This window comes from Micromonospora sp. DSM 43699 (assembly GCF_055517075.1).
Genome location: NZ_JBTMMT010000012.1, coordinates 76,054 through 99,870 on the forward strand (window position 1 = coordinate 76,054; position 23,817 = coordinate 99,870).

The following is a 23,817-nucleotide window of genomic DNA, read 5'->3' on the forward strand; positions in this document are numbered from 1 at the left end:
GTCAGCCGTCCGCCGGCTCGGCCCGGGACGCGTGTGGCGTCGGCCGGGGTCGGGGCGGGACGACCCGCTCGTCGTCGGACGGCTGCGACGCGTCGCCGCGATCCAACAGTGCCGCCAGCCGACGCAGCCCCCGGTGTGCGGCCGTACGGACCGCACCCGGTCGCCGGCCGAGCACCCGCCCGGCGGTCTCGGCGTCCAGCCCGATCACCGCCCGCAGCAGCACCGCCTCCGCCTCCCGGGGTGGCAGGGTGGCGATCAGCGCCAGCGCCGACTCCGTGCCGATCGTCTCGCCGGCCCGCTCGGCGGTGTCGGCGTCACCGGCGAGGTCGTTGAGCGCCTGCACCGGCACCGGCAGCGACGGGCGACGACGCTGCCGACGCAGGTGGTCCATGGCGCGGTTGCGGGCGATCGTCACCGCCCAGGCACGGAACTCACCGCCGGTGAACCGGGCCAGGTCGCGGGAGATCTGCAACCAGGTCTCGGAGGCGACGTCCTCGGCGTCGGGGCCGACGAGCGCGGTGAGGTAGCGCAACAGACCCGGCTGGAGGCTGCGGTAGAGAAGTCGGAACGACTCCTCGTCTCCGGCCTGCGCCGCTACGACCGCCCCGGTCAGGTCATCGGTCATGGTCGCACCGTTCCCGCCGCACGATCCGGACCGACGACGGGCGACGCGTCGCAGCCACGGCCCGACCGGCGGTTACTCTCGTGCACCCTCAGCCCCCCGCTGGCCCTTCCACACCCCGGCACCGGAGGCCGGGTGACCCGTCTGAACACCGCCGCGAGAGTACGGTGGCGGCGGCGCGGGCACCGGGGCGGGCCAACACTAGGAGCCGCCCGGCGGTGGAGGCAAGCGGTCACCGGTGCGGCCGGCGTGAGATGGATCAAGCGAGCCGGCGGCGCGTCGCCGTAACACGGATCACCTTCGGGACGCCCCTGCGACAACGGCCGACGTCGCACGGCAGGTCGACCGGGACCGGCGGTGACAGTCAGTCGCCCACCGGACACCACTCGTCAGGCGGGCGGTGCCCGGACCTGGACGGACCGCCCCACGGATGCCCGGAAGGGATATCGGCGTCTGCCGGACGGGAGGACCCTGGGTACGGTATGGGGGTGTTGTCATCCGAGGTCGTGCTCAGCGGTCGCTACCGCCTGGACGAACGTGTCGCCACCGGCGGCATGGGCGACGTGTGGCGTGCCACCGACCTGGTGCTGGGCCGCCAGGTCGCGGTGAAGGTGCTGCTGCCGGCACTCGTCTCGGACCCTGACTTCATCGCCCGGTTCCGCTCCGAGGCGCGGATCATGGCCGCACTGCGCAACCCCGGCATCGTGCAGGTGTTCGACTGCGGCGAGGACCGTCTCGCCGACGACAGCAGGGCCGACTACCTCGTCATGGAGTTCGTCGAGGGCGAGCCGCTGTCCCGGCGGATCGAGTCGGCCGGCCACCTGGACGTGACCGAGACGATGTCGATCGTGGCGCAGGCCGCCCAGGCCCTGCATGCCGCGCATGCGGGCGGCATCGTGCACCGCGACGTCAAGCCGAGCAACCTGCTGGTGCAGGAGGACGGCACGGTGGTGCTCGTCGACTTCGGGGTCGCCCGCTCCACGAATGTGACAAGCATCACCAGCACCAACGCGGTGCCGGGAACCGCCCTCTACATGGCGCCGGAGCAGGCGTCCGGTAGGCCGGTCTCGGCCGCCACCGACATCTACGCCCTCGGCGCGGTGGCGCACTGCTGCCTGACCGGACAACCACCGTTCACCGGTGACAACCCGCTCCAGGTGGCCGTGCGGCACCTCGACGACGAGCCCCCGGAGTTGCCGGCGGACATTCCGGCACCGGTCCGCGCCCTGGTGGCGCGGGCACTGGCGAAGGACCCGGCGGACCGGTTCGCCACCGGTGCCGAGATGGCCACCGCCGCCCGCGCCGCGACCGGTGACGGCACCGCCGCCATGACCGCCCTGGTCGCCTCGCCGCTGCGCGCCCCGTCCGGGGCGGACGGCCCACGCGTCGGCCCGCCCGGAACGCCGACGACGGTGGTCGGCCCCGAAACGCGGCGCACCCGCCGAGGGTCCCTGGTCGGCGCGTTGGCAGTGGTGCTGGTGGCGTTGACCGCGCTCGGGGCCGCGCTCGGCGCCACGAAGTCGCTCGACAACGGCGTGCCGAACATCCGCAACACCGGCCCGGCGGTCGCGCCCACGGACCAGACCGAGGTGCCGGCGGTCACCGAGGAGACCGAGTCCGAGGAACCGGAACGACCGAACCGGCCGGAGAACCAGAATCCGAAGCCGTCGCCGTCGGTGTCGGTCAGCCCGACGCCACCGCCGAACGGCTCCTCCGTGCCGGTACCGACCAAGTCGGTGCCGGCCACCCCGGTGAATCCGCCGCCGACCACGGCGTCCACTCCCGCCGACCCGCCGCCCACCACGGCGTCCACCCCTGCGCCCCCGCCGCCCACCACTGCCGACACGGGCGGCGGGGGCGGTAACAATCCGCCGCCGGCCGGCACCTGAGCCGGTCCGACGCCCGACACGCCATCAGCACCAAAACGGACTAATCTGCTATATCGCCAGCTAAGCTCCCTCGTGGGATACATCTGCCACAGGAGCCCTGTTGAACACAGAGAAGCTTGTCGTCATCGGCCAGGGATACGTCGGACTACCGCTGGCCATACGCGCCGTCGAGGCCGGGCTGGACGTGGTCGGGCTGGACGTCGATGCCGACCGGGTGAAACGGCTCGCCTCCGGTGAGTCCTTCGTCGAGGACATTCCGGCTACCCGGCTCGGCCGCGCCCTGGCCAGCGGTCGGTACCGGCCGAGCACCGAGTACCCGGATGCCGAGGGCTTCGACATCTGCGTGATCACGGTACCCACCCCGCTGCGCGATGGCGCCCCCGATCTGAGCTACGTCGAACAGGCCGGCACCGCCGTCGGCCCGTACGTCCGGCGCGGCTGCACTGTGGTGCTGGAGTCGACCACCTATCCGGGGACCACCGAGGACCTGCTCCGGCCGCTGCTCGAGGCGGCGAGCGGCCTGCGCACCCCCGGTGACTTCCACCTCGGCTACAGCCCGGAGCGGATCGACCCGGGCAACCCCACCTGGCGGTTGGAGAACACCCCGAAGGTGGTCTCCGGGGTGGACGAGGCGTCGCTGGCCCGGGTGGACGGCTTCTACCGCCAGCTGGTCGAGCGGACCGTGCCGGTCGACTCCACCCGGGTCGCGGAGCTGACCAAGCTGATCGAGAACACCTTCCGCCAGGTCAACATCGCGCTGATCAACGAGCTGGCGATGGCCTCCCACCACCTCGGTATCGACGCCTGGCAGGCCATCGAGGCCGCCTCGTCCAAGCCGTTCGGGTTCATGCCGTTCCGTCCCGGGCCGGGCGTCGGCGGGCACTGCCTGCCGATCGATCCGTGCTACCTGTCCTGGCAGGTCAAGCGCACCATGGGCCGACCGTTCCGGTTCATCGAGCTGGCCGACGACATAAACCACCAGATGCCCGAGCACGTGACCCAGCGGGTGATGGCCGGGTTGAACCGGATCGGCCGACCGGTGAACGGCGCCCGGCTGCTGCTGCTCGGCCTGGCGTACAAGAAGAACACCGGCGACATGCGCGACTCGCCGGCGGTGGACGTGGCCCGACGGTTGCAGGCGCTCGGCGCGGACGTGCACGCGGTGGAGCCGTACGCCGAACCGCAGCACATCCCGGGCGGGGTGGCGGTGGTCGACCTCACCGCGCGCGAGATCGCGGCGGCCGACGCGGTGGTGCTGGTGACCGACCACGACAGCTTCGACTACGACCTGGTCACCCGGCACGCCCGGTACGTCTTCGACACCCGGGACCGGTGCCGGGGCGAGATGGTGGAACGGCTCTGAGCGGGTGCCGGCCGGCCCGTGCCACCACCGGGCCGGCCGGCCCCGGGGCCGGACCGGGTCAGTCCGCGCCGAGCGCCTCCACCACCGGGCGGGCCAACGCCCGGCGGGCCGGCAGGACCGAGGCGGCCAACGCGGCGAGCACCGCCACGGCCAGGATCAGCCCGAGCCGTCCCCAGGGCAGCACCAGGGTGAAGTCCCCACCGACCCGGGCCACGAAGGCCACCGCCCCGGCGCTGACGCCGATGCCCAGCGCGGTGCCGAGCAGCGCGCCGACCAGGGCGGTCAGCACCGCCTCCACGGCCAGCAACGCGCGCATCCGCCCCCGGGACAGCCCGACGGCGCGTAGCACGGCGTTCTCCCGGGTCCGCTCCAGCACCGAAAGGCTGAGCGTGTTCGCGACACCGACCAGGGCGATCACCACCGCCAGGCCGAGCAGCGCGGTGACGAAGGCGAGCAGCATGTCCACCGTGCCGGTGAGCATCTTCTTGTAGGCCGCCTGGTCCATCAGGTTCACCGTCGGATACCGGTCGACCACCGCCCCGACGGCGGCGCGGGCCCGCTCGGCGGATACCCCGGCGGCCGGTTCGACCTCGGCCAGGGAGCCCCGTTCGGTCGGGAAGAGCCTGGTGAAGTCGGCGTCGGTCAGGTCGACGACGTGCCCGGCGGAGACCTGGGCCGGCAGCGGGCCGTCGGCGGTGACCACGGCGGCCACCCGGAACGGACGCCCGGCGACGGTGACCGTCGACCCCACCCGCCACCCCCGGGCGGCGGCCAGTTCCCGGTGCACCAGCACCGCCCCCGGCCCCAGGTCGGCGACGTCCCCGGTGTCGACCCCGGCGAGGGTACGACGAACCAGCGCCGGATGGGCCGACCGCAGCTGGACGCCGTCGACGACCCGGCTGCGGTGCTCGTGCACCGTGCCCACCTCGGGGCGGGCAGCCAGTTCACCGGCGAGTGTGGCAGGCAGGTCACTGCCGATGCCGGTGACCACGTAGTCGACGCCGATCTGGGCGTCGACCGCACGCTCGACGCCCACCTTGACACTGCCGGCGCCCACCACGAACGCCGAGACCAGCCCGATGCCGATCACCAGGGCGGTGGCGGTCGCGGAGACCCGGCGCGGGTTGCGGGCGGCGTTGGCGACGGCGAGCGCGGCGGTGGCCCTCAGCAGGGGGCGCAACGGCCGGCCGAGCACCCGCACCAGCAGCGGCACCAGCACCGGGCCGAACAGCACGATGCCGAAGAAGGCCAGCACTCCGCCGAGGGCGACCAGGACGATCTGGCCGACGGCGGCAGCCCCGGCCAGCGCGGCGATGCCGGCGGCCCCGACCAGCGCGCCGACGGTCAGCCGGACCCGTCCGGCACTCCGGGCCGGCTGTCCGGCAGCGTCGGTGAGGGCGGCCACCGGCGGTACCCGGGTGCCCTGCCAGGCGGGCACCAACGCGGATCCGACGGTGACCACCGTGCCGAGCAGCACGCTGAGCAGGACGGTGCGGGTGGTGAGCGTGAAGCCGCCGGAGACCGGCAGGTCGAAGCGCGGCACCAGGGCCGACGCTCCGGCGGCCAGGCCGACGCCGAGCACCACCCCGAGGGCCGAGCCGACCAGGCCGAGCACCACCGACTCCAGGAGAGCGGCCCGGAAGATCTGCCCCCGTCCCGCCCCCACCAGCCGCAGCAACGCGGTCCGCCGGGCCCGCTGGGCGAGCACGATGGCGAAGGTGTTGGCGATGACGAACCCGGCCACCACCACCGCCACCCCGGCGAAGGTGAGCAGCACCATCCGGAACTGGTCCAGGTCACGGACCGCGTCCTCGACTGCCTCGTCGAGGATGCGCTGCCGTGACTTCACCGTGGCGTCGCCGCCCACCACCGCGGCCACCCGTTCGGCCAGTGTCTGCGCCGACGTGCCCGGCGCGGCGGCCACCATGATCCGGCCGTAGCCCCGTTCCCCGCTGGCCGCCAGGGCGTCCGGGCCGACCAGGCCGATGAACGGGCCACCGACGTCCCGGGTGGTGTCGGCCACGTCCACCGTGCCGACCAGGGTGTACGGGCGGGCCGGGCCGGTGGACCCGCCGACGGAGACCGGGGCGCCGAGGACAAAACCCTCCTGTGCCACCGTGGGCGCGTCGAGGACCACCTCGCCGGGGCGGTCGGGCAGCCGGCCGGCGACCACGTCGTACGAGCGCAGCGCCGGTTCGGTGGGGATCGCGGCGAGCACCCCGAAGCCGAGCACCGGACGGCCGTCGGCACCGACCACCCCGGCGAGGGCGGTCAGCTCACCGGCGGCGGCGGCCACCCCGTCGACCGCGCGCACCCGGTCGACCAGGGACGGCGGCAGGGCGCTCCGGTCGGCGTAGACACCGAGGTCGGTGTGCCGGTCGAAGGCGGCGGCCCGCTCGTACGCCCCGGCCTGCATGCCGTCGGTGAGCATCAGCGTACCGGCGACGAAGGCGACACCGAGCACGATCGCCACCGAGGAGAGCAGCAGGCGCAGCGCGTCGGCGCGCAGCGTGCGCAGGGTCAGGCGCAGCATCCCGGTCACCGCCGGCGGTGGGCGACGGCCACGACCGTGGCGGGCCGGACGGGGTCGGAGCAGCCGGCTGCGAACCGGACGGGCCCCGGGCAACCGGTAGCGGGATGGACGGACGTGGGGACGGACATGGGGACTCCCGGTCGGCGTGTGCAGGTCTCCTCCGACGCTAGGCAGCACCGGACCGGCCGGCGTCCACCCGGCCGCTCGGACCGGCTCCGCCGCAGGTCGCCCCTGACCGGGGCGACCCGTACGACCCAGGTCGTACCCGGCTCAGCCGCCCGGGGTGACCAGGCCGCTCTCGTACGCCAGGACCACCACCTGGACCCGGTCGCGGAGCTGGAGCTTGGCCAGGATCCGGCCGACGTGGGTCTTCACGGTCGCCTCGGCGACGTGCACCCGGGCGGCGATCTCGGCATTGGCCAGCCCCTGGGCGACAAGCAGCAGGATCTCCCGTTCCCGGTCGGTGAGCTGGGCCAGCCGTGGGTCCTCGGCGGGGGCCGGGCCGAGCCGGTCGGCGAACCGGTCGAGCAGCCGGCGGGTGATCGACGGGGCGACCACCGAGTCACCCTCGGCGACCACCCGGATGGCCGCCAGCAGGTCCTCCGGCGGCACGTTCTTGAGCAGGAAACCGCTGGCCCCGGCGCGCAGCGCGGCGAACGCGTCCGCCTCGGTGTCGAAGGTGGTGAGCACCAGCACCCGGGGCCGGCCGTCGGCGGAACCGGCACAGATCCGGCGGGTCGCCTCCACCCCGTCCATGGTCGGCATCCGCAGGTCCATCACCACCACGTCGGCCTCGACCCGGGCCAGCACCCGTAGCGCGTCCGCCCCGTCGATCGCCTCACCGACGACCGCCAGGTCGGGTTGGGAGTCGAGCACCATCCGGAAGCCGGCCCGGACCAGCGCCTGGTCGTCCACGATCACCACTCGCACCGTCATACCGCGATCACCTCCGGGTCCGGGGTCGACGGTAGCGGCAGCCGTACCTCGACCTCCCACCCGCCACCGGTGCGGGGGCCGGCGCTGAGCCGACCGTCGTAGATACCGACCCGTTCCCGCATCCCGACCAGGCCATGACCGCCGGAGGGGGCCGGGCGGACCGGCGGACGGCCGCGCCCGTCGTCGGTCACCCGGACCACCAGGTCGTCGTCGACGCCGAGCACGACCTTCACGTCCGCACCGACCCCGGCATGCTTGAGGGCGTTGGTGAGCGCCTCCTGCACCACCCGGTAGACAGTCAGGTCGAGCCCGGGTGGCAGCGCCGCCGGCACGCCCTCGGCGCGGAGCCGGACCCGCAGGCCGGCGTCGCGGAACCGGCCGACCAGGGCAGGCACCTCCCCGACGGTGGCGCGGCGGCGTTCCGGGTCGGTGGTGGGGGTGGTGGCGTCAGGGCCGGTCGTCGCCTCCGGCGTGCCCGGTTCCCGCAACACGTCGACCAGCCGACGCATCTCCTCCAGGGCCTGCCGACCGGTGTCGGCCACCACCTTCACCGCGTGCCGGGCGGTCTCCGGATCCCGGTCGAACAGCAGGCGGGCCCCATCGGCCTGCACGATCATCACCGCCATGCTGTGCGCCACCACGTCGTGCAGTTCGCGGGCGATCCGGGCCCGCTCGCCGGCCACCGCCGCACGGGCCTCCGCCTCCCGCTCCCGCTCCAGGGTGACGGCCCGCTCCTCCAGGCTGAGCACGTAGAGCCGGCGGGTGCGCACGTTCAACGCGGCCAGCCACACTCCGCCGGTGACCAGGCCGAAGTAGATCGCGGTGGCCCACCAGACGAGGTTGGACTCGGACTGCGTGGCGGCCAGCAGCACCCCGATGGCGGCGACGACCCCGGCCAGCACGCCGTCGCGCAGCCGGTCGGCGTACTTGACCACGCTGTAGAGGGCGATCAGCACCGCGATGTCGTAGGCCAGCACACCCCAACCGGCGACCACCTGGGTCAGCGCCAGCGCGGCCACCACCGCGGCGACCAGCGCCGGGTGCACCCGGCGGAACAGCAGGGCCAGCGTCATCGCGAGGCCGACCAGGACGGCCGGCCAGCCCCCGGGCTGGGCTTCCGCCCCGGTCACGGCGAAGAGCGCCACCAGGCCGCAGACGCCGACGTCGAAGGCGACGCTGCGCAGCGGGCGACCGAAGAGGGTACGACTCACGGTGACCGAGCGTAGTGCCCCGACCTGGGTCGATGCCCCCCGCTCGGGCGGACCGGCCGGTCGGCGGGGTCAGACCAGCTCGCGCAGCCGGGCGATCTCCACTGTCTGTTCGGTCGCCACCGCGTTGGCGAACTCGTTGAGCTGCTGGTCGGCACCGGCGGAGAGCAGTTCGGTCGCCATCGTCACCGCGCCCTCGTGGTGGGCGGTCATGAGTTGGACGAAGAGCCGGTCGAAGGCGGCGCCCCGGGCGGCGGTGAGTTGCCGGATCGCCTCGGGCGACTGCATGCCGCGCATCCCGCCGTGGTCGTGGCCGGGTTCCTCGGCGGCCAGGCCCCGGGTGTCGAGCCAGCCGCGTAGCAGCCCGATCTCCGGCCCCTGCGCACCGCGAATCCGGGCGGCGATCGCCTTGACCTGTGCGCTGGCGGCCCGATCGGGGGCGAGCTCGGCCATCTGGAGGGCCTGCCGGTGGTGCGGGATCATCATCCGGACGAACCAGACGTCGGGGGTGTTGTACCGGGGTGAGCTGGTGTCCCGGACCTCCTGCGCGGGCCGGGTGGCGGCGGACTCCCCCGGCCGGCCGGGCACGATCACCCCGGGGGCGTCGACCGGGAGGGTAGGCGTCGGGGCGGCCATGGGGTCGGCTGCCGGCGTCGGTCGGCCGTCGGGGCGCAGAGCCAGCCCGATCGACAGCAGGACGGCGACGGCAACTGTGACGGCGAGCAGGATCCGTCCACGGCGGCCGGTCATGCGACTCCCCTCCGATCGAGGTCGTCGCGATAGTATCCATCCACCATCGCACTTAGATGTGACACAGGTCACATCGACTGCCTTCGTTGACCGGTAACGTATCTGGCACGCATCGTCCCTTTCGAAGGGTTCTGCCGATGACCAGATTCCTCCTGCCCCGACCGCGACAGCTGAAGGTCGTCAGCGTGGTCGCCGCCGGTCTGCTGGTGGCCAGCGTCGCCGCCAGCCCGGCGAGCAACGCCGCGCCGGTCACCGCGACCGAGGTCCCGCCCGCGTCGGCCCCGGGCCTCGCCGTCGACGAGATCTCCAGCAGCCCCAACCTGCGCCAGGTCGCCAACCTGCCCAAGCAGGCCCCCTTCGACACCACGAGCGCGCTCGGCACCGACATGGCCTTCCAGGGCCGCTACGCCTTCGTCGGCAACTACAACGGCTTCGTCGTCTACGACATCGGCCGCCCCAGCACCCCGAAGATCGTGTCGCAGGTGCTCTGCCCCGGCTCACAGAACGACATCTCGGTCTACGGCAACCTGCTCTTCCTCTCCACCGACTCGTCACGCACCGACGACTCCTGCGCCAGCACGACGCAACCGGCGACGGTCAAGGAGTCCTGGGAGGGCATCAAGGTCTTTGACATCAGCGACAAGGCCAACCCGCGTTACGTCAAGTCGGTGGAGACCGCCTGCGGTTCGCACACCCACACCCTCGTCCCGGGCAAGGACCCCAGGACGGTCTACCTGTACGTGTCGTCGTACAGCCCCCGGGCGGACTACCCCGACTGCCAGCCGCCGCACGACTCGATCTCGATCGTCAAGGTCCCGGTCAAGAGGCCCACCGAGGCGGCCGTGGTGGCCACCCCGAACCTCTTCCCGGACGGCGGCTACGAGGGCGTCCCGGGTCAGACCTCGGCCACCTCCGGCTGCCACGACATCACCGCCTACCCGGCCAAGGACCTTGCCGCCGGCGCCTGCATGGGCGACGGGGTCCTGCTGGACATCCGCGACCGCGAGGCACCACGGGTGATCAACCGGGTCCGGGACACGGTCAACTTCGCGTTCTGGCACTCGGCGACGTTCAACAACGCCGGCACCAAGGTCGTGTTCACCGACGAGCTCGGCGGCGGCGGCGCGGCCACCTGCAACGAGGTCGTCGGCCCGAACCGTGGCGCGGACGCCATCTACGACGTCACCGGCCGGGGTGACGCCCGGAAGATGGTCTTCCGCAGCTACTACAAGATCCCCCGGACCAATGCCGACACCGAGAACTGCGTGGCCCACAACGGCTCGCTGATCCCGGTGCTCGGCCGGGACGTCCTGGTGCAGGCGTGGTATCAGGGCGGGGTCTCGGTCTGGGACTTCACCGACTCGACCAGGCCGAAGGAGATCGGCTTCTGGGAGCGGGGGCCGTTGTCGGACACCCAGCTCACCACCGGTGGCGCCTGGTCGACGTACTACTACAACGGGCACATCTACTCCAGCGACATCCAGAAGGGCCTGGACGTGCTGAAGCTCAGCGACTGGCGGACCTGGACGGCGGATCTGGTCCGGGTCCCCGAGTTGAACGTGCAGACCCAGGCCGGCTACCTGAGCTGGTAGCTCCGCCGCCCGCCCCCGGCCCGGTCCGCCGGGTCGGGGGCGGGCGGACACCCCGGGGCCAGCGGCCGGACTCCCCGGCCCGGTCCGCCAGGTCGCGGGTCCGGGCGGTCCGGCGTCGGCCCCGGGCCGGCTGTGCGAGGATCAGGCGCCGTGGCACCTGCCGGCGGCGTACCGCCCGTACCTACCGACCGCTCCCGTCGTCCGCGGCTGCACCCGCTGGACCAGGTGGCGATCGGGCTGGCCGTGCTCGGCGTCGGCGCGGTGGTCACCGGCCTGCTCCCCCGGGCCGACGCCGAAGCGACGCTGCACCGCATCCTGCCGCTGCTGCTCTTCCTCGGCGCGGTGGTGGTGCTCGCCGAGCTGACCGCCGTCGCCGGGGTGTTCGACGTGCTGGCCACCCGGCTGGCGGTCGCCGCCCGGGGCAGCTTCGCCGCCCTGTTCCTGCTCTGCGTCGGCTTCGCCTCGGTCACCACCATCGCCCTCAACCTGGACACCACCGCGGTCCTGCTCACCCCGGTGATGATCGCGCTGGCCCGCAAGCTGGGCACCGCCCCGGGCCCGCTGGCGATGACCACGGTCTGGCTGGCGAACACCGCCAGCCTGCTGCTGCCGGTGTCGAACCTGACCAACCTGCTCGCCGCCGACCGGATCGACCTGGCCCCCCTCGCGTACGCGACCAGGATGGCGTTGCCGCAGGTCGCGGCGATCATGGTGACCATGGCGGGGTTGTGGTTCTGGTACTGGCGGCGGGGCCGACGCGACGCCGACCGGTTCACCCCACCCCCGCCGTACCGACCGGCGGACCGGTTGCTGTTCGGCACGGCGGTCGCCGGTTGCCTGCTGCTCGTCGGCGGCATCCTGGCCGGGGTGGAGATCGGCGTCGCCGCCGCCGTCGCCGCCGGGCTGGTGGTGCTCGGCTTCGCGGTCCGGTCCCGGCGGACCCTACGGCCGGCGCTGCTGCCCTGGCGGCTGCTGGTCTTCGTGACAGGCCTGTTCCTGGTGGTGCAGACCCTCGGCCGGCACGGGCTGGACGACCTGGTGTCGGTGCTGCTCGGGGACGCCGGAGGCGCGGTGGGGGCACTGCGGGCCGGCGGCACCGGCGCGTTCCTGGCCAACCTGGTCAACAACCTGCCCGCCTACCTGGCCGGCGAGGCGGTGCTCCCACCCGGTGACGAGACCCGGCTGCTGGCGCTGCTGATCGGCACCAACGTCGGCCCGCTGGCGGTGCCGTGGGCGTCGCTTGCCACCCTGCTGTGGTACGAGCGCTGCCGGGCCGCCGGGGTGACCGTGCCGCTGGGCCGGTTCGTGGCCACCAGCGCGGTGGTCGCGGTACTCGCCACGCTGGCCGCGGTGCTCGCCCTGCTGGTGGTCGGCTGACGGCACACCCGGCCTGCGGCGCCCGAGCGGCCAGCCATCCGGGTCGCCGGGACCGGACTCAGATCCCCATCTCGGCCTCGTACGCCGAGCGCAGCCGGGCCCGGGCGGCGGGGGCCAGGCAGACGTGCCAGACGGTCCCCTCGTCGACGACGTTCACCTCACCGGCGGCCTGCCGGGCCAGCAGGATCTCGGCCAGCACGTCGCGCGCGCCGAACCGGGCGTACCAGGCCAACTCCACGTCGGCCGCCCAGCCGAGGCAGTGCCCGCTGGGGAGCATGGCCGGATACCCGAGCCGCCGCAACCGGTACCGGTGTTCGGCGCTGTGGGCCAGGCCGGTCACCCACAGCGGCGGGGTGCCCGCCGGGGCGGACCGGGCGAACTCCCGGGCCAGGTCGTTGAGGAGCGCGACGATCTCCCGCCGGGTCCGCCGGAACGGCACCCCGACGGTGGGCGGGGCGGCCTCCGGCAACAGCCGGCGACGCACGGCGTGGGCACCACGGCCGAGGAGACCCGCCGGTTGTTCCCGGTAGCGGAAGCCGAGCAGGCCGCGTCGGCGCAACCACTCCAGGTCGATCAGGTCGGGGTGCGTGTCGACCTGTTCGTCGGTGCGCAGGAGCAGGGCGTCCCGCCACCACATGAGGTCGATGCGGGAGAGCAGGTAGCTGCGGACCAGCGCGGTCAGGTCGGCGGCCGAGGTGCGGCCGGCGGGCTGGTGGCGGGCCAGCTCCAGCAGCAGCGTCTCGCGGGCGCCGAGCACGCCCTGCTCGGTGGCGTCGAGCACGTCGGCGATGGCCGGTTCGCGCAACCGCTGGTCGAGCAGCACCTGACGGGCGGCGGTGGCGGCCGTGCCGGCCAGCGCGCCGACCTCGACCAGCAGCTCCGCCACCGCCTCCCGGTAGGCGTCGAGGTCGGGGGCGACCGGGAGGGCGGCGCGCGTAGAAACGGGCGTCCGCCGGGCCGGGGCGGGCGGGGTCACGCCGGCCTGTGGGCCGGGGCTTCGGCTGGGCACGCGCATGGTCGGTCCTCTCCCGGTACGACACGGTGCGGATGAACCTGAAAGCACCGTAAACGCTGTGAACCGGCAGAGAACCAGCATTCCGCCCATGCCCCTCGAAGGGCGACGTGCATCCCGGGAGGCGGGCTCCAGTAGCGACGGCCGGCACTGGACCTGGGGCGGGGTGTGGACCTTCCCGGCCGGCACCACGCCCCGGATCGGCCCGGTGGCCACCGTGGGCCGCCCGCCGGTTGCGACACGGCGGCCCACGGTGGGGGCGGTCAGCGCACCGTGCAGGCCGTCCCGTTCACGGCGAACCCGGTCGGGGTCGGGTTCGCGCCACTGTAGGAGGCGTTGAAGCCGAGGTTGACCGAACCGTTCGGGGCGACCGCGCCGTTGTAGCTCTCGTTGGTCACCGTCACCTCGCTGCCGGTCTGGCTGAACCGGCCCGACCAGCCCTGGCTGATCTGCTGGTTGCCGGTGAACCGGAAGGTCAACCGCCACGACGACCAGGCCGCGGTGCCGGTGTTGGTCATCGTGACGCTGCCGGTGAACCCGGTGCTCCAACTGTTCGCCGAGTAGGTCACCGCGCACCCGCCGCCCGCCGGGGGCGTGGTGGTCGGCGGCGGCAGGGTCGGCGTCGGCTGCCCGGTGGGCGTGCCGGTCGGCGTCGGGGTCGGCGTCACCGTCGGGGACACCGTCGGCGTCGGCGTCGGGTTCGGCGTGGTGCCGGTGCCGGCCTGCTCGGCCGCCCAGTGCACCAGCCAGGCAAACGCCGAGTTCCAGTTGATCGCCACCTCGTTGACCGAATACGCGCCGATGTCGTCGACGAAGCACTTCTGCGGCTTGCAGCCGCCGAGCTGGGCCTGGACGACCGGGTCCTGCAACTCGCTGTTCGGGCCGCCGGAGAGCGAACCGGGCGGTGCGATCGGCAGCGAGCCGTCGTTCTGGTTGGCCCAGAACCGGTGGTGCACGTTGCGCACCGGCTTGTCCCCGTAGCCGGCCACGTAGGACTGGTTCAGCGGGTTGCGACCGAGCAGGTAGTCGTAGGCGGCGTAGGCCCCGTTGCGGTACCGCGCCGTGCCGGTCAGGTCGAAGGCCACCGCGAGCACGTTGGCGTTGTTGGCTACCGCGCCGTTGGAACCCCAGTAGTACCGGCCGTCGCCGCTGCCCGGGGCCGGGTAGCCCTGGTTGGCGGTCTGGGCCAGCATCCGGTCGGCGAAGGAGACGATCGCCGAGCGGATCGCGCTCACGTCACCGGTGGGCAGGCCGGTCGGCACGAGTGCCAGGGTGGTGTCACCCAGCCCGGCGGTCCAACCCCAGTCGTACGCCCCACGGGTGAAACTGGCGCCGCGGGCGTGCGGGGAGCCGCTCAGGTCGGTGCGGTAGCCGGCCGTGCCGGTGGTCGCGTACAGCTCGGCCGCCGCCCAGTAGAACTCGTCGCTGACGGTGGCGTCCTCGTACGCGCCGCCGCCGGTGTTGTCCGTGGCGGGGGCCAGCCGGTTCGGGTTGGCCTTCGCCGCCGCGTACGCCTTCTCGGCGGCCACGAGGGCCCGGGCGGCGAAGGCGGAGTCGAACGGCTTCCACAGCCGGGACGCCTGGGCGGCCACCGCCGCCATGTTGAGGGTCGCGGCGGTGCTCACCGGGGAGAGCAGCCGGGGCTCGCTGTCCAGCTCGGGACGGGTGGGCAGCGCGGTCCAGTTCTGGTCGTGGATCTTGTGGTGCACCATGCCGGCGTTGCTCCGACCGTCCGGCACCTGCATCTTGAGCAGGAACTCCAGCTCCCAGCGGGCCTCGTCGAGCACGTCCGGCACACCGTTGGCGCGCTCCGGGATGGCCAGCGTGCCGTCGGCCACCGCCGACCGGTCCGCCCCGGTGACGTACAGCGTCCGCTCGTAGATGTTCTGTAGCTGCCAGGTGGCCACGCCGCCGTTGACCACGTACTTGCCCTGGTCACCGGCGTCGTACCAGCCACCGCGCACGTTCAGGGTGTAACCGCAGGAGGTGCGGCACGGCACGTTGTCGTCGCCCCGGTTCGGGGCGACGTTGACGTGCCCGGCCGGGCGGGCGTAGCGGGCACCGACGTACTGGGCGTCGATCGGGGTGCCGCTGCGCTGGTGGTAGAAGAAGGCGAGCGAGTCGCCACGCAGCCGGCGCACCGGGTCGGCGGAGATGTCGAACGGGTAGCTGCTGCTCCCGCCGACCGACAACACGTAGCCCGTGCCCGGGGTGTCGTAGGCGGAGAAGTCCGCGACGTGCACCGAGTCGCCGGAGAGCGTGTCGGCACCCCGTACCGTGGTCTGCCCGGAGGCGACCGTGGCGCCGGCGGCGTTGCGCAGCGTCCAGCCGAGCGGAGCGGTCGCGGTGTTCACGACGGTGGCCTGCTTGGGCAGCCCCGGGACATAGGCGACCTGGTTGACCTTGACCGGTGAGCCGGGGTCGGGGGCGGCGGAGGCGAGCTGCGGCACGGCCGCGAGCCCACCGAGGGCGAGCAGGGCGGCGGCCGCGAGCGCGACCGGACGCCGTCGGGGATGCTGGGGCATGGGGCCTCTTCCGGGTGGTGATGGCAGTGACCACCCGACCGGGCCGGCGCAGCGGCGATCTGTCGGGCGGTCGGACAGACCGTCGACGGGAGCGCTCCGACCACCATAGACCAGCATCAGTCCGGGTGGAAGTGGTCGCCGGTGCAGGCCGGCCCTGACGGGGACGGTTCAGGTGCCGTCACCCGGCAGCCGGGCCGTCCGGATGCCGCCGCCCAGCGGATGGACGGTGCGGGTGTCGCCGTCGTAGCTGCGCGCCGCCACGAACCGGCCCTCGGGCCGGTCGCCGTCGGTAAGCGCACGGGCCAACCGTCGGTCGTGATCGCGGAAGCGCAGCGCGAGACTCAGATGCGGAACCCACCGGCCCGGGGCGTGCCAGGGCCGGTGGCCGTCCGCCCCGTCGAGCGCCGCCCAGACCGCCTCGTGCAGGGCGGTCAACGCGGCGGTGGGCCGGACCAGCCAGACCAGCGGGGCGCTGCCGTCGAGCACCGTCACCCGCTCCAGCCGGACCGGCAGGGGCAGCGCGGCGTCGAGGAGCCCGGCGAGCCGGTCGACCGCGCCGGGCGGGAACGCCTCGACGGCCGCCAGCGTCAGGTGCGGCCGGTTGGTCGGGTGGCCGTGCCGGGCCAGGCTGGGCAGCCCCGCCCCGGCCAGCCGGCCCCAGGCGGCGCGCACCGTCTCCTCCAGCGTCGGGCAGCAGAGCAGTTCGACCGTACGCACGCCCGCCAGGCTAACCGGCGGACGGTGACCGGGACGGCCATCCCGGCGGGCGGGCCTGCTCCGGCGGTGGGCTGGCCGGTCGGGCCGACCCGGGCGGGGAGGCAGGGCGGGGGCACGGGTTGTGCCGACCGGCACGGTTGTGCCGGTCGGCGGAACGGCCCGACCGGGGTGATGGAAAACTTTGCCCCATGAGTTCCGCACCTACACCGACCGACCTCTCCGCCCCCGGCGACTCCGACACGGTGCCCGCCTTCGTGGATCTCGGGCTGCGCGCCGAACTGCTGGGCGCCCTCTCCGCGCTCGGCTACGAGGAGCCGACCCCGATCCAACGGGAGGCCATCCCGCTGCTGCTGGCCGGCCGGGACCTGCTCGGGCAGGCGGCGACCGGTACGGGCAAGACCGCCGCGTTCGCCCTGCCGCTGTTGCAGCGGATGCCGGACGACCGCAGCGGCGGCGACCCGGTGTCGCTGGTGCTGGTGCCCACCCGGGAGCTGGCGGTGCAGGTCTCCGAGGCGTTCCACCGATACGGCAAGGACCTCGGTGCCCGGGTGCTGCCCATCTACGGTGGCCAGCCGATCGGCCGCCAGCTCCGCGCCCTGGACCTGGGCGTGGACGTGGTGGTGGCGACCCCGGGCCGGGCACTGGACCACATCGCCCGGGGCACCCTGCGGCTGGGTTCGCTGGCCACGGTGGTGCTGGACGAGGCCGACGAGATGCTCGACATGGGCTTCGCCGAGGACATCGAGGCGATCCTGGAGCACGCGCCCGCCCAGCGCCAGACGGTGCTCTTCTCGGCCACCATGCCGGCCCGGATCGACGGACTGGCCCGTAAGCACCTGACCGACCCGGAACGGATCCAGATCGGGCGCGAGCAGCCGGTGGCCGGCGAGGCACCCCGGGTACGGCAGAGCGCGTACATCGTCACCCGGGCGCACAAGCCGGCGGTGTTGGGTCGGGTGCTGGACGTGGAGTCCCCGACGGCGGCGATCGTGTTCTGCCGCAGCCGGGAGGAGGTGGACCGGCTCACCGAGACGATGAACGGACGCGGCTACCGGGCCGAGGCGCTGCACGGCGGGATGAGCCAGGAGCAGCGGGACCGGGTGATGGGACGGCTGCGTGCCGGCACCGCCGACCTGCTGGTGGCCACCGACGTGGCGGCCCGCGGGCTGGACGTCGAGCAGCTCACCCACGTGGTCAACTACGACGTGCCGTCGGCTCCTGAGTCGTACGTGCACCGGATCGGCCGGGTGGGCCGGGCCGGTCGGGAGGGGGTGGCGATCACCCTCGCCGAGCCCCGGGAGCACCGGATGCTCAAGACCATCGAGCGGGTCACCGGCCAACGGATCGACATCGACAAGATCCCGACGGTGGCCGACCTGCGGACCCGACGGATGGCACTGACCCAGGCGGCGCTGCGGGAGAGCCTGCTGGAGGACGACCTGGACCCGTTCCGGGTGATCGTCGAGTCGCTGTCCGACGAGTTCGACCTGATGGAGGTGGCGCTGGCGGCCGTCAAGCTGGCCCACGAGGCGGCCCTGCCGGGCTCCGACGACGAGGAGGAGATCCCACAGGTGGCGGTCCGGGCGCCCCGGGAGTCCCGACCGGGGTTCGAGGGTCGGGGTGGGGAGCGGCGCGGTGGCGGCCGGTCCCGCACGGGCGGCACCGCGCAGGTCTTCATCGGCCTGGGCCGCCGCGCCGGGGTCCGCCCGCAGGACCTGGTCGGTGCGATCACCGGGGAGACCAACGTCAGCGGCCGGGACATCGGCTCGATCGAGATCGCCGACCGGTTCTCCCTGGTGGAGGTGCCGCAGGGCGTCGCCGACGAGGTGATCGCGGGCCTGCGCAACAGCACCATCAAGGGCCGCAAGGCGACCGTACGGCGCGACCGCGGCGGCGAGGGGCACTGAACCACCACGCGACACCGGCCCGCATCCCCACCGGGGGCGCGGGCCGGTCGCGCTTGCGCGGAGCGGACCGGTCCCTCAGACCGGGTGTCTGCTCAGCGCGGTGTGGTCCCTCACAGCGGGTACGGCCCGAAGCGACCCCAGGCGACGATCGCCGCCAGGACCAGCAGCACCGCGGTCAGCGCCGTGCCCGGGTGCTCCTTGGCCCGGGCGTGCACCACGACCGCGCCGGCCATCACGATCACCAGCCCGACGGCGGCCAGCGGGGTGAGCACCGTGGCGATGCCGGTGAGGCCGGGCAGGATCAGCCCGATCGCGGCCAGCACCTCGACCGCGCCGAGCGCCTTGACCTGGGTGGGCGGCACGTTCTCCACCCAGCTCATCCGGTCGCGCAGCTTCTCCTTGGGTTGGGTCAGCTTGGTCAGTCCCGCGCCGGCGAAGAGCGCGGCGAGCAGGATCTGCAGTATCCACAGGAACACGTTCACGGGCGGTCGCCTCCGGGGGTGCCACCGTACGGTGGCGGATGCGGGGAACGGGACGGGTTCAGGCTACGGGGCCGGGCGGCCCCCGACGCCCGGTGGACGTCGGGAGCCGGCGGGGATGACCGTCAGGCGGCGCCGACCGGCCGACCGCCGAGCGTCTCCGCGTCGATGTCGGCCGGGCGCAACGCCAGGGCGAGCACGTCGGCGACGTCGGCCAGGGTGTGCACGGTCAATGCCTGGCGTACCTCGGTGGGCAGGTCGTCGAGGTCCGGCTCGTTGCGGGCCGGGATGATCACCTCGGTGAGGCCGGCCCGGTGCGCGGCGAGCAGCTTCTGCTTCACCCCGCCGATCGGCAGCACCCGGCCGGAGAGCGTCACCTCACCGGTCATCCCGAACTCGGGCCGCACCGGTCGGCCGGTCACCAGCGAGGCCAGCGCGGTGACCATGGTGATGCCGGCGCTCGGGCCGTCCTTGGGCACCGCGCCCGCCGGGACGTGCAGGTGGATCCGGTGTCCGGCGAGGACGTTCGGGTCGAGGCCGTACCGCCTCCCGTGGGAGCGCAGGTACGACCACGCGATGTGGGCGGACTCCTTCATCACGTCGCCGAGCTGCCCGGTCAGGGTCAACCCGGGCTCGCCCTCCATGCTGGTGGCCTCGATGAAGAGCACGTCGCCACCCGCACCGGTGACGGCCAGGCCGGTGGCCACGCCGGGCACCGCCGTCCGCTCGGCCGACTCCGGGGTGAACTTCGGCCGGCCCAGGTAGCGGGCCAGGTTGCCGATGTCGACCCGGACCGGGGCCGGGTCGGTGGCCAGGCCGACGGCGACCTTGCGCAGGATCTTCGCCAGGGCCCGTTCGAGCTGCCGGACGCCGGCCTCCCGGGTGTGCTCCCCGGCGATCCGGGCGAGGGCCTCGTCGGCCACGGTGACCTCCTCGGCGGTCAGCCCGGCCCGCTGGAGCTGCCGGGGCAGCAGGTGGTCGCGGGCGATGGCCACCTTCTCGTCCTCGGTGTACCCGTCCAGGGTGACCAGTTCCATCCGGTCCAGCAGCGGGCCGGGGATGCTCTCCACCACGTTGGCGGTGGCCAGGAAAAGCACGTCGGACAGGTCGAGGTCGACCTCCAGGTAGTGGTCCCGGAAGGTGTGGTTCTGCGCCGGGTCGAGCACCTCCAGCAGGGCGGCGGCCGGATCACCGGCGTACCCGACTGCCAGCTTGTCGACCTCGTCGAGGAGCACCACCGGATTCATCGAGCCGGCCTCGCGCAGTGCGCGGACGATCCGACCGGGCAGTGCCCCGACGTAGGTGCGCCGGTGGCCGCGGATCTCGGCCTCGTCGCGGACGCCGCCGAGCGACACCCGGACGAAGTTGCGGCCCAGCGCGCGGGCCACCGACTCGCCGAGGCTGGTCTTGCCGACGCCGGGCGGGCCGGCGAGGGCGAGCACCGCGCCGGAACCGCGCCCGCCGACCACGCCGAGGTTGCGCTCGGCGCGGCGGTTGCGCACCGCGAGGTACTCCAGGATGCGGTCCTTCACGTCGGCCAGGCCGGCGTGGTCGGCGTCGAGCACCGCACGGGCCGCCGCCAGGTCGGTGTCGTCCTCGGTCCGGGTGCTCCACGGCATCTCCAGCACCGTGTCCAGCCAGGTCCGGATCCAGCCCGCCTCCGGAGAGGCGTCGCTGGCCCGTTCCAGCTTGCCGACCTCGCGCAGGGCCGCCTCGCGGACCTTCTCCGGCAGGTCGGCCGCCTCGACCCGGGCGCGGTAGTCGGCAGAGCCGTCCGGCTCGTCCTCGCCCAGTTCCTTGCGGATCGCGGCGAGCTGCTGGCGGAGCAGGAACTCCCGCTGGGACTTCTCCAGCCCGTCCCGGACGTCGCTGTTGATCTGCTCGGTGACCTCCTGCTCGGCCAGGTGCTCCCTGACCCAGCCGACCAGCAGTTCCAGCCGGGCGTTGACGTCCGGCGCGGCGAGCAGTTCGGTCTTCTGGCCCAGGCTGAGCCAGGGCGCGTAGCCGGCCGCGTCGGCCAGTTCGGACAGGTCGGTCATCCGCTCCATCGCATCGATGACCTGCCAGGCGCCCCGCTGTTGAAGGACGGAGGTCATCAGGGCCCGGTACTCCCGGGCCAGCTCACGGGCGCGACCGGCGGGTGCGGGTTCGTCGAGTCGGGTGGCCTCCACCCAGAGGGCGGCGCCGGGCCCGGGGACCCCGGAGCCGATCCGGGCGCGGGCCAGGCCGCGCACCACGGCGGCGGGTTCACCGTCGGGGAGCCGGCCCACCTTCTCGATGGTGGCGATCGTGCCGACGGGGCCGTACTCGCCGTCGATGCGCGGCACGGCGAGCAGGGTCTTGTCACCGCTGGCCCGGGCCGCGTCGACCGCGGCCTGGGTGGTCGGGTCGAGGGTCACCGGGATGACCATGCCGGGCAGCAGGACGACGTCGGTCAGGGGAAGTACCGGAAGGGTTGCCATCGGACACCTGCCATCGGTTGAGTTGAGCGTGTCTCACTCAAGTCACAAACCGTTCCCCATGTTCCGGGATGTGACCCAGGACACATCCCGGGGGCACCATCACCCTCGGCCAGCATTGCCCGGACCCGGATTTCCCAGGATTCACGCGCCCCGCCAAATGAAAGGGAGGCGTATTGTTGCGGATTTGGCGTCAGATAGGTCAAACTCTTAGCACACCCCGCTCAACACAGGGAGTAATGGCGATGGCAAGGAAAGTAATCACCGTTCTGACCGACGACCTCGACGGCGGAAAGGCCGATCGGACCGTCGAGTTCAGCCTGGACGGGGCGGCGTACACCATCGATCTCTCCGACGAGAACGCGGGGGTGCTGCGCAAGACGCTCGACGCATACATCACCGCTGGCCGCCGAATGGGTCGGGGCGTGGTCGACGCCGGTCGCCCGGCTCGCCGCCCCGCGCGGGCCGGGGTCTCGGGAATGGATCGCGAGCAGAACCGCGCCATCCGGGAATGGGCGACCAAGAACGGCCACGAGATTTCCGAGCGTGGTCGCATCCCGGTGTCGGTCGTGGAGGCGTGGAAGAACCGCTGACCGGCAGGTCGGGTCACGATCGGATGCGCCGGGGTCACGCTGAGATATCAGCGTGACCCCGGCGCTTTTCGTGCTGTCCACAATTTCCAACCGTCGGCCCGCCGCCGAAAACCGTTGCCGGCCCGGTCAGCCGCGACCAGTTACGGCCCGGAGTCGGCACAGGTGGCCCGCACCACGGCCCGGGGTCGGCAGGTGGCCGGCACCACAGGCGGGTCGGCACGGGCCGGCCCGCACCACAGGGCGGGCGGCTTCGGGCCGACCGGGTGGAGTCCCACGAAAACCACGGGCCGCCCCGGGATCACCCGGGGCGGCCCGTCGCCGTCGTCGTCCGTCCGGTCAGTTGACCTGGATACGCACCACGTCGAAGGCGGGGGTCTGGTTGGCCCGCTCCATCATCGGCACCCGGTGCGAGCCGTCGCCGGCCCAGACCGCGCACTGCGCCGTACCCGACTGCGGCAGGCCCGGGATCTGGATGGTCACGTCGTCGGCCTGGTTGCCGCCCTTGCCGTCCTCGGTGGCCACGAAGAACGCCGGAACGTCCTGCGGGTTGGACGGGGCCTGGTTGGTGCTCTGGAGCATCCGGCAGGCGGTGTGGAAGTGGCCGCGGGTGAGACCCTGGCCGTTGAGCACCGAGCTCTCCACGTAGTAGCCACCCTGGCCGGCCGCCAGGAACCGGTCCCGGACCAGGTTACGGGTGGAGACCTTCAGGCTGAACGCCTGGTTGCGTCGCACCTGGTTCGGGAACTGCGTGATCAGCAGCGACGGGTTGCTGGCCGCCGCGCCGACCTCACCGAAGGCGGTGCTGACGCAGCGGTTGCCGTTCTGGAAGCCGTCGTGCGGCTGCAGCTTGCTGTTGCCGCAGTCCTTCGCGAGCACGCCCAGGGCGTTGCCGTTGTTGCCGTTCTGACCGCCGTTGTTCTGGCCGCCGTTGTTGTTGCCGTTCTGGCCGCCGTTGTTGCCGTTCTGGCCGCCGTTGTTCTGGCCGCCGTTGTTGTTGCCACCGTTCTGGCCGCCGTTGTTGGCGGCCACCTGGCAGCCGGCGAGCTGATCCAGGCCCTGCGGGCGCTGGGCGAACCGGCCGATCGCGGTGGCGATCCGGTTCAGCGCGGACCGTCGCTTGTCGGCCAGTGGGCCGAGGATGGCGTTGTTGATGAACGCCTGCCCGTTGCGCCCCTCGGCGGCCAACCGCTTGTTGGCGTCGTCGATCTGGGTCTTGAGCAGGGCGAGTTCCTTGTCCACCTCGGCCTTGGCCTGGGCCGGAATCTGCGGCAGCCGGGGGGTGACCTCCGGGCAGGCCACCGTCGAGGCGAGCGTGGTCACCGGCGCGTTGCCGGCCTTGACGGCTTGGCACTCGGCGACGGACATCTGCCCGTCACCCCAGTGGTTACGGACCCAGCGGCCGTTCTGCCACGTCTGGGTGGTGCTGCCGCGCCCGCTCGGCGAGGTGGCACCGGGGCTCGGTGCGACGCAGGCCGACGAGACGTTACGGGTCTGCTGCCTCGGCTTGTCCCCGGCCGAGGAGATCTGGGTGACGGCGGCGATGCCGCCGAAGACGACGAGCGCACCGACCGCCGCCAGCAGCCGCTTGCTCCGCGCGTTACCGGATGACCGGCGTGCCCCTGTGGACCTGCGCATCGAATTGCTCTCCTTCTCGATCCGGTACCTGACTCGTGTCCCCGACGAGGAGACGCCCTTTCGGGTCCGTCGCCCCCGCCCGGGGCACTGCGACGTTCCGGTCGCACGTCGATGGCCGACGATGCCTTCCCGCACCGTCCGCCGCGTCGGGTGGCGCGGCTGGGGAAATCCTGCCCATTCCCGCTTAGGTACGGGCCGGCGCGGACGAAGGTTCAACGCG

Annotated in this window: 17 protein-coding genes; 6 read left to right on the forward strand and 11 right to left on the reverse strand. The window is 73.2% G+C overall.

Annotated features, from left to right (window positions below):
* Position 1 precedes the first annotated feature (1 nt).
* The gene (locus AC0AIB_RS09105) at positions 2–625 is read right to left on the reverse strand and encodes an RNA polymerase sigma factor (RefSeq protein WP_328347397.1); all 624 of its coding nucleotides are present in this window, start codon (positions 623–625) and stop codon (positions 2–4) included.
* 479 nt (positions 626–1,104) lie between these two features.
* Between AC0AIB_RS09105 and AC0AIB_RS09110 the strand changes: the two genes are divergently transcribed.
* Together AC0AIB_RS09110 and AC0AIB_RS09115 are read left to right on the forward strand one after the other, a co-directional pair.
* Positions 1,105–2,511, forward strand: a complete 1,407-nt coding sequence (locus AC0AIB_RS09110; protein ID WP_465096410.1) for a serine/threonine-protein kinase — start codon at positions 1,105–1,107, stop codon at positions 2,509–2,511.
* Positions 2,512–2,611: 100 nt separating this feature from the next.
* Positions 2,612–3,874, forward strand: a complete 1,263-nt coding sequence (locus tag AC0AIB_RS09115) for a nucleotide sugar dehydrogenase (RefSeq protein WP_328347400.1) — start codon at positions 2,612–2,614, stop codon at positions 3,872–3,874.
* Between the two features lie 58 nt (positions 3,875–3,932).
* Here the strand turns inward: AC0AIB_RS09115 and AC0AIB_RS09120 are convergent, their stop codons facing one another.
* From AC0AIB_RS09120 to AC0AIB_RS09135, 4 genes are all read right to left on the reverse strand, one after another.
* Positions 3,933–6,407, reverse strand: coding sequence for an ABC transporter permease (locus AC0AIB_RS09120; RefSeq protein WP_465096411.1), 2,475 nt, complete (start codon positions 6,405–6,407; stop codon positions 3,933–3,935).
* Positions 6,408–6,677: 270 nt separating this feature from the next.
* Positions 6,678–7,343, reverse strand: coding sequence for a response regulator transcription factor (locus tag AC0AIB_RS09125; protein ID WP_328347403.1), 666 nt, complete (start codon positions 7,341–7,343; stop codon positions 6,678–6,680).
* The gene (locus AC0AIB_RS09130) at positions 7,340–8,554 is read right to left on the reverse strand and encodes a sensor histidine kinase (RefSeq protein WP_328347405.1); all 1,215 of its coding nucleotides are present in this window, start codon (positions 8,552–8,554) and stop codon (positions 7,340–7,342) included. Before AC0AIB_RS09130 ends, AC0AIB_RS09125 begins: the two co-directional genes overlap by 4 nt.
* A 69-nt stretch (positions 8,555–8,623) precedes the next feature.
* On the reverse strand, positions 8,624–9,301 hold the full coding sequence (locus AC0AIB_RS09135) for a DUF305 domain-containing protein (RefSeq protein WP_465096412.1): 678 nt from the start codon (positions 9,299–9,301) through the stop codon (positions 8,624–8,626).
* Between the two features lie 137 nt (positions 9,302–9,438).
* Here AC0AIB_RS09135 and AC0AIB_RS09140 point away from each other — a divergent pair, with 137 nt between their 5' ends.
* Positions 9,439–10,893, forward strand: coding sequence for an LVIVD repeat-containing protein (locus AC0AIB_RS09140; RefSeq protein WP_328347409.1), 1,455 nt, complete (start codon positions 9,439–9,441; stop codon positions 10,891–10,893).
* A gap of 150 nt (positions 10,894–11,043) precedes the next feature.
* On the forward strand, positions 11,044–12,270 hold the full coding sequence (locus tag AC0AIB_RS09145) for an SLC13 family permease (RefSeq protein ID WP_328347411.1): 1,227 nt from the start codon (positions 11,044–11,046) through the stop codon (positions 12,268–12,270).
* Positions 12,271–12,328: 58 nt separating this feature from the next.
* On the opposite strand, the gene AC0AIB_RS09150 is transcribed toward AC0AIB_RS09145, so the two are convergent.
* The 3 genes from AC0AIB_RS09150 to AC0AIB_RS09160 all read right to left on the reverse strand — a co-directional run bounded on the left by AC0AIB_RS09150 (position 12,329) and on the right by AC0AIB_RS09160 (position 16,524).
* Positions 12,329–13,285: a hypothetical protein gene (locus tag AC0AIB_RS09150; protein ID WP_328347413.1), complete on the reverse strand. Its 957-nt coding sequence runs from the start codon at positions 13,283–13,285 to the stop codon at positions 12,329–12,331.
* A gap of 260 nt (positions 13,286–13,545) precedes the next feature.
* Positions 13,546–15,807 carry a glycoside hydrolase family 9 protein gene (locus AC0AIB_RS09155; protein WP_328347415.1) on the reverse strand — a complete coding sequence of 754 codons (2,262 nt, stop codon included), beginning with the start codon at positions 15,805–15,807 and terminating at the stop codon, positions 13,546–13,548.
* A 168-nt stretch (positions 15,808–15,975) separates the two neighbouring features.
* Positions 15,976–16,524 carry a 2'-5' RNA ligase family protein gene (locus AC0AIB_RS09160; protein ID WP_465096413.1) on the reverse strand — a complete coding sequence of 183 codons (549 nt, stop codon included), beginning with the start codon at positions 16,522–16,524 and terminating at the stop codon, positions 15,976–15,978.
* A 188-nt stretch (positions 16,525–16,712) separates the two neighbouring features.
* Here AC0AIB_RS09160 and AC0AIB_RS09165 point away from each other — a divergent pair, with 188 nt between their 5' ends.
* Positions 16,713–18,431: a DEAD/DEAH box helicase gene (locus tag AC0AIB_RS09165; RefSeq protein ID WP_328347419.1), complete on the forward strand. Its 1,719-nt coding sequence runs from the start codon at positions 16,713–16,715 to the stop codon at positions 18,429–18,431.
* A gap of 110 nt (positions 18,432–18,541) precedes the next feature.
* Here the strand turns inward: AC0AIB_RS09165 and AC0AIB_RS09170 are convergent, their stop codons facing one another.
* Together AC0AIB_RS09170 and lon are read right to left on the reverse strand one after the other, a co-directional pair.
* Complete coding sequence (locus tag AC0AIB_RS09170; RefSeq protein ID WP_328347421.1) at positions 18,542–18,913, reverse strand: DoxX family protein; 372 nt, start codon at positions 18,911–18,913, stop codon at positions 18,542–18,544.
* 122 nt (positions 18,914–19,035) lie between these two features.
* The gene (gene lon, locus AC0AIB_RS09175) at positions 19,036–21,372 is read right to left on the reverse strand and encodes an endopeptidase La (RefSeq protein WP_328347423.1); all 2,337 of its coding nucleotides are present in this window, start codon (positions 21,370–21,372) and stop codon (positions 19,036–19,038) included.
* Positions 21,373–21,614: 242 nt separating this feature from the next.
* Between lon and AC0AIB_RS09180 the strand changes: the two genes are divergently transcribed.
* Positions 21,615–21,962, forward strand: a complete 348-nt coding sequence (locus AC0AIB_RS09180) for a histone-like nucleoid-structuring protein Lsr2 (RefSeq protein WP_328348801.1) — start codon at positions 21,615–21,617, stop codon at positions 21,960–21,962.
* 336 nt (positions 21,963–22,298) lie between these two features.
* Here AC0AIB_RS09180 and AC0AIB_RS09185 read toward each other — a convergent pair whose 3' ends face one another.
* Positions 22,299–23,597, reverse strand: a complete 1,299-nt coding sequence (locus tag AC0AIB_RS09185) for a hypothetical protein (RefSeq protein WP_328347425.1) — start codon at positions 23,595–23,597, stop codon at positions 22,299–22,301.
* Positions 23,598–23,817 lie beyond the last annotated feature (220 nt).

Coding starts and splice junctions, on each gene's coding strand:
- lon (WP_328347423.1), bottom strand. CDS start 21,372: ATGGCAACCCTTCCGGTACTTCCCCTGACCGACGTCGTCCTGCTGCCC.
- AC0AIB_RS09140 (WP_328347409.1), top strand. CDS start 9,439: ATGACCAGATTCCTCCTGCCCCGACCGCGACAGCTGAAGGTCGTCAGC.
- AC0AIB_RS09135 (WP_465096412.1), bottom strand. CDS start 9,301: ATGACCGGCCGCCGTGGACGGATCCTGCTCGCCGTCACAGTTGCCGTC.
- AC0AIB_RS09110 (WP_465096410.1), top strand. CDS start 1,105: ATGGGGGTGTTGTCATCCGAGGTCGTGCTCAGCGGTCGCTACCGCCTG.
- AC0AIB_RS09105 (WP_328347397.1), bottom strand. CDS start 625: ATGACCGATGACCTGACCGGGGCGGTCGTAGCGGCGCAGGCCGGAGAC.
- AC0AIB_RS09120 (WP_465096411.1), bottom strand. CDS start 6,407: ATGCTGCGCCTGACCCTGCGCACGCTGCGCGCCGACGCGCTGCGCCTG.
- AC0AIB_RS09185 (WP_328347425.1), bottom strand. CDS start 23,597: ATGCGCAGGTCCACAGGGGCACGCCGGTCATCCGGTAACGCGCGGAGC.
- AC0AIB_RS09180 (WP_328348801.1), top strand. CDS start 21,615: ATGGCAAGGAAAGTAATCACCGTTCTGACCGACGACCTCGACGGCGGA.
- AC0AIB_RS09150 (WP_328347413.1), bottom strand. CDS start 13,285: ATGCGCGTGCCCAGCCGAAGCCCCGGCCCACAGGCCGGCGTGACCCCG.
- AC0AIB_RS09165 (WP_328347419.1), top strand. CDS start 16,713: ATGAGTTCCGCACCTACACCGACCGACCTCTCCGCCCCCGGCGACTCC.
- AC0AIB_RS09125 (WP_328347403.1), bottom strand. CDS start 7,343: ATGACGGTGCGAGTGGTGATCGTGGACGACCAGGCGCTGGTCCGGGCC.
- AC0AIB_RS09155 (WP_328347415.1), bottom strand. CDS start 15,807: ATGCCCCAGCATCCCCGACGGCGTCCGGTCGCGCTCGCGGCCGCCGCC.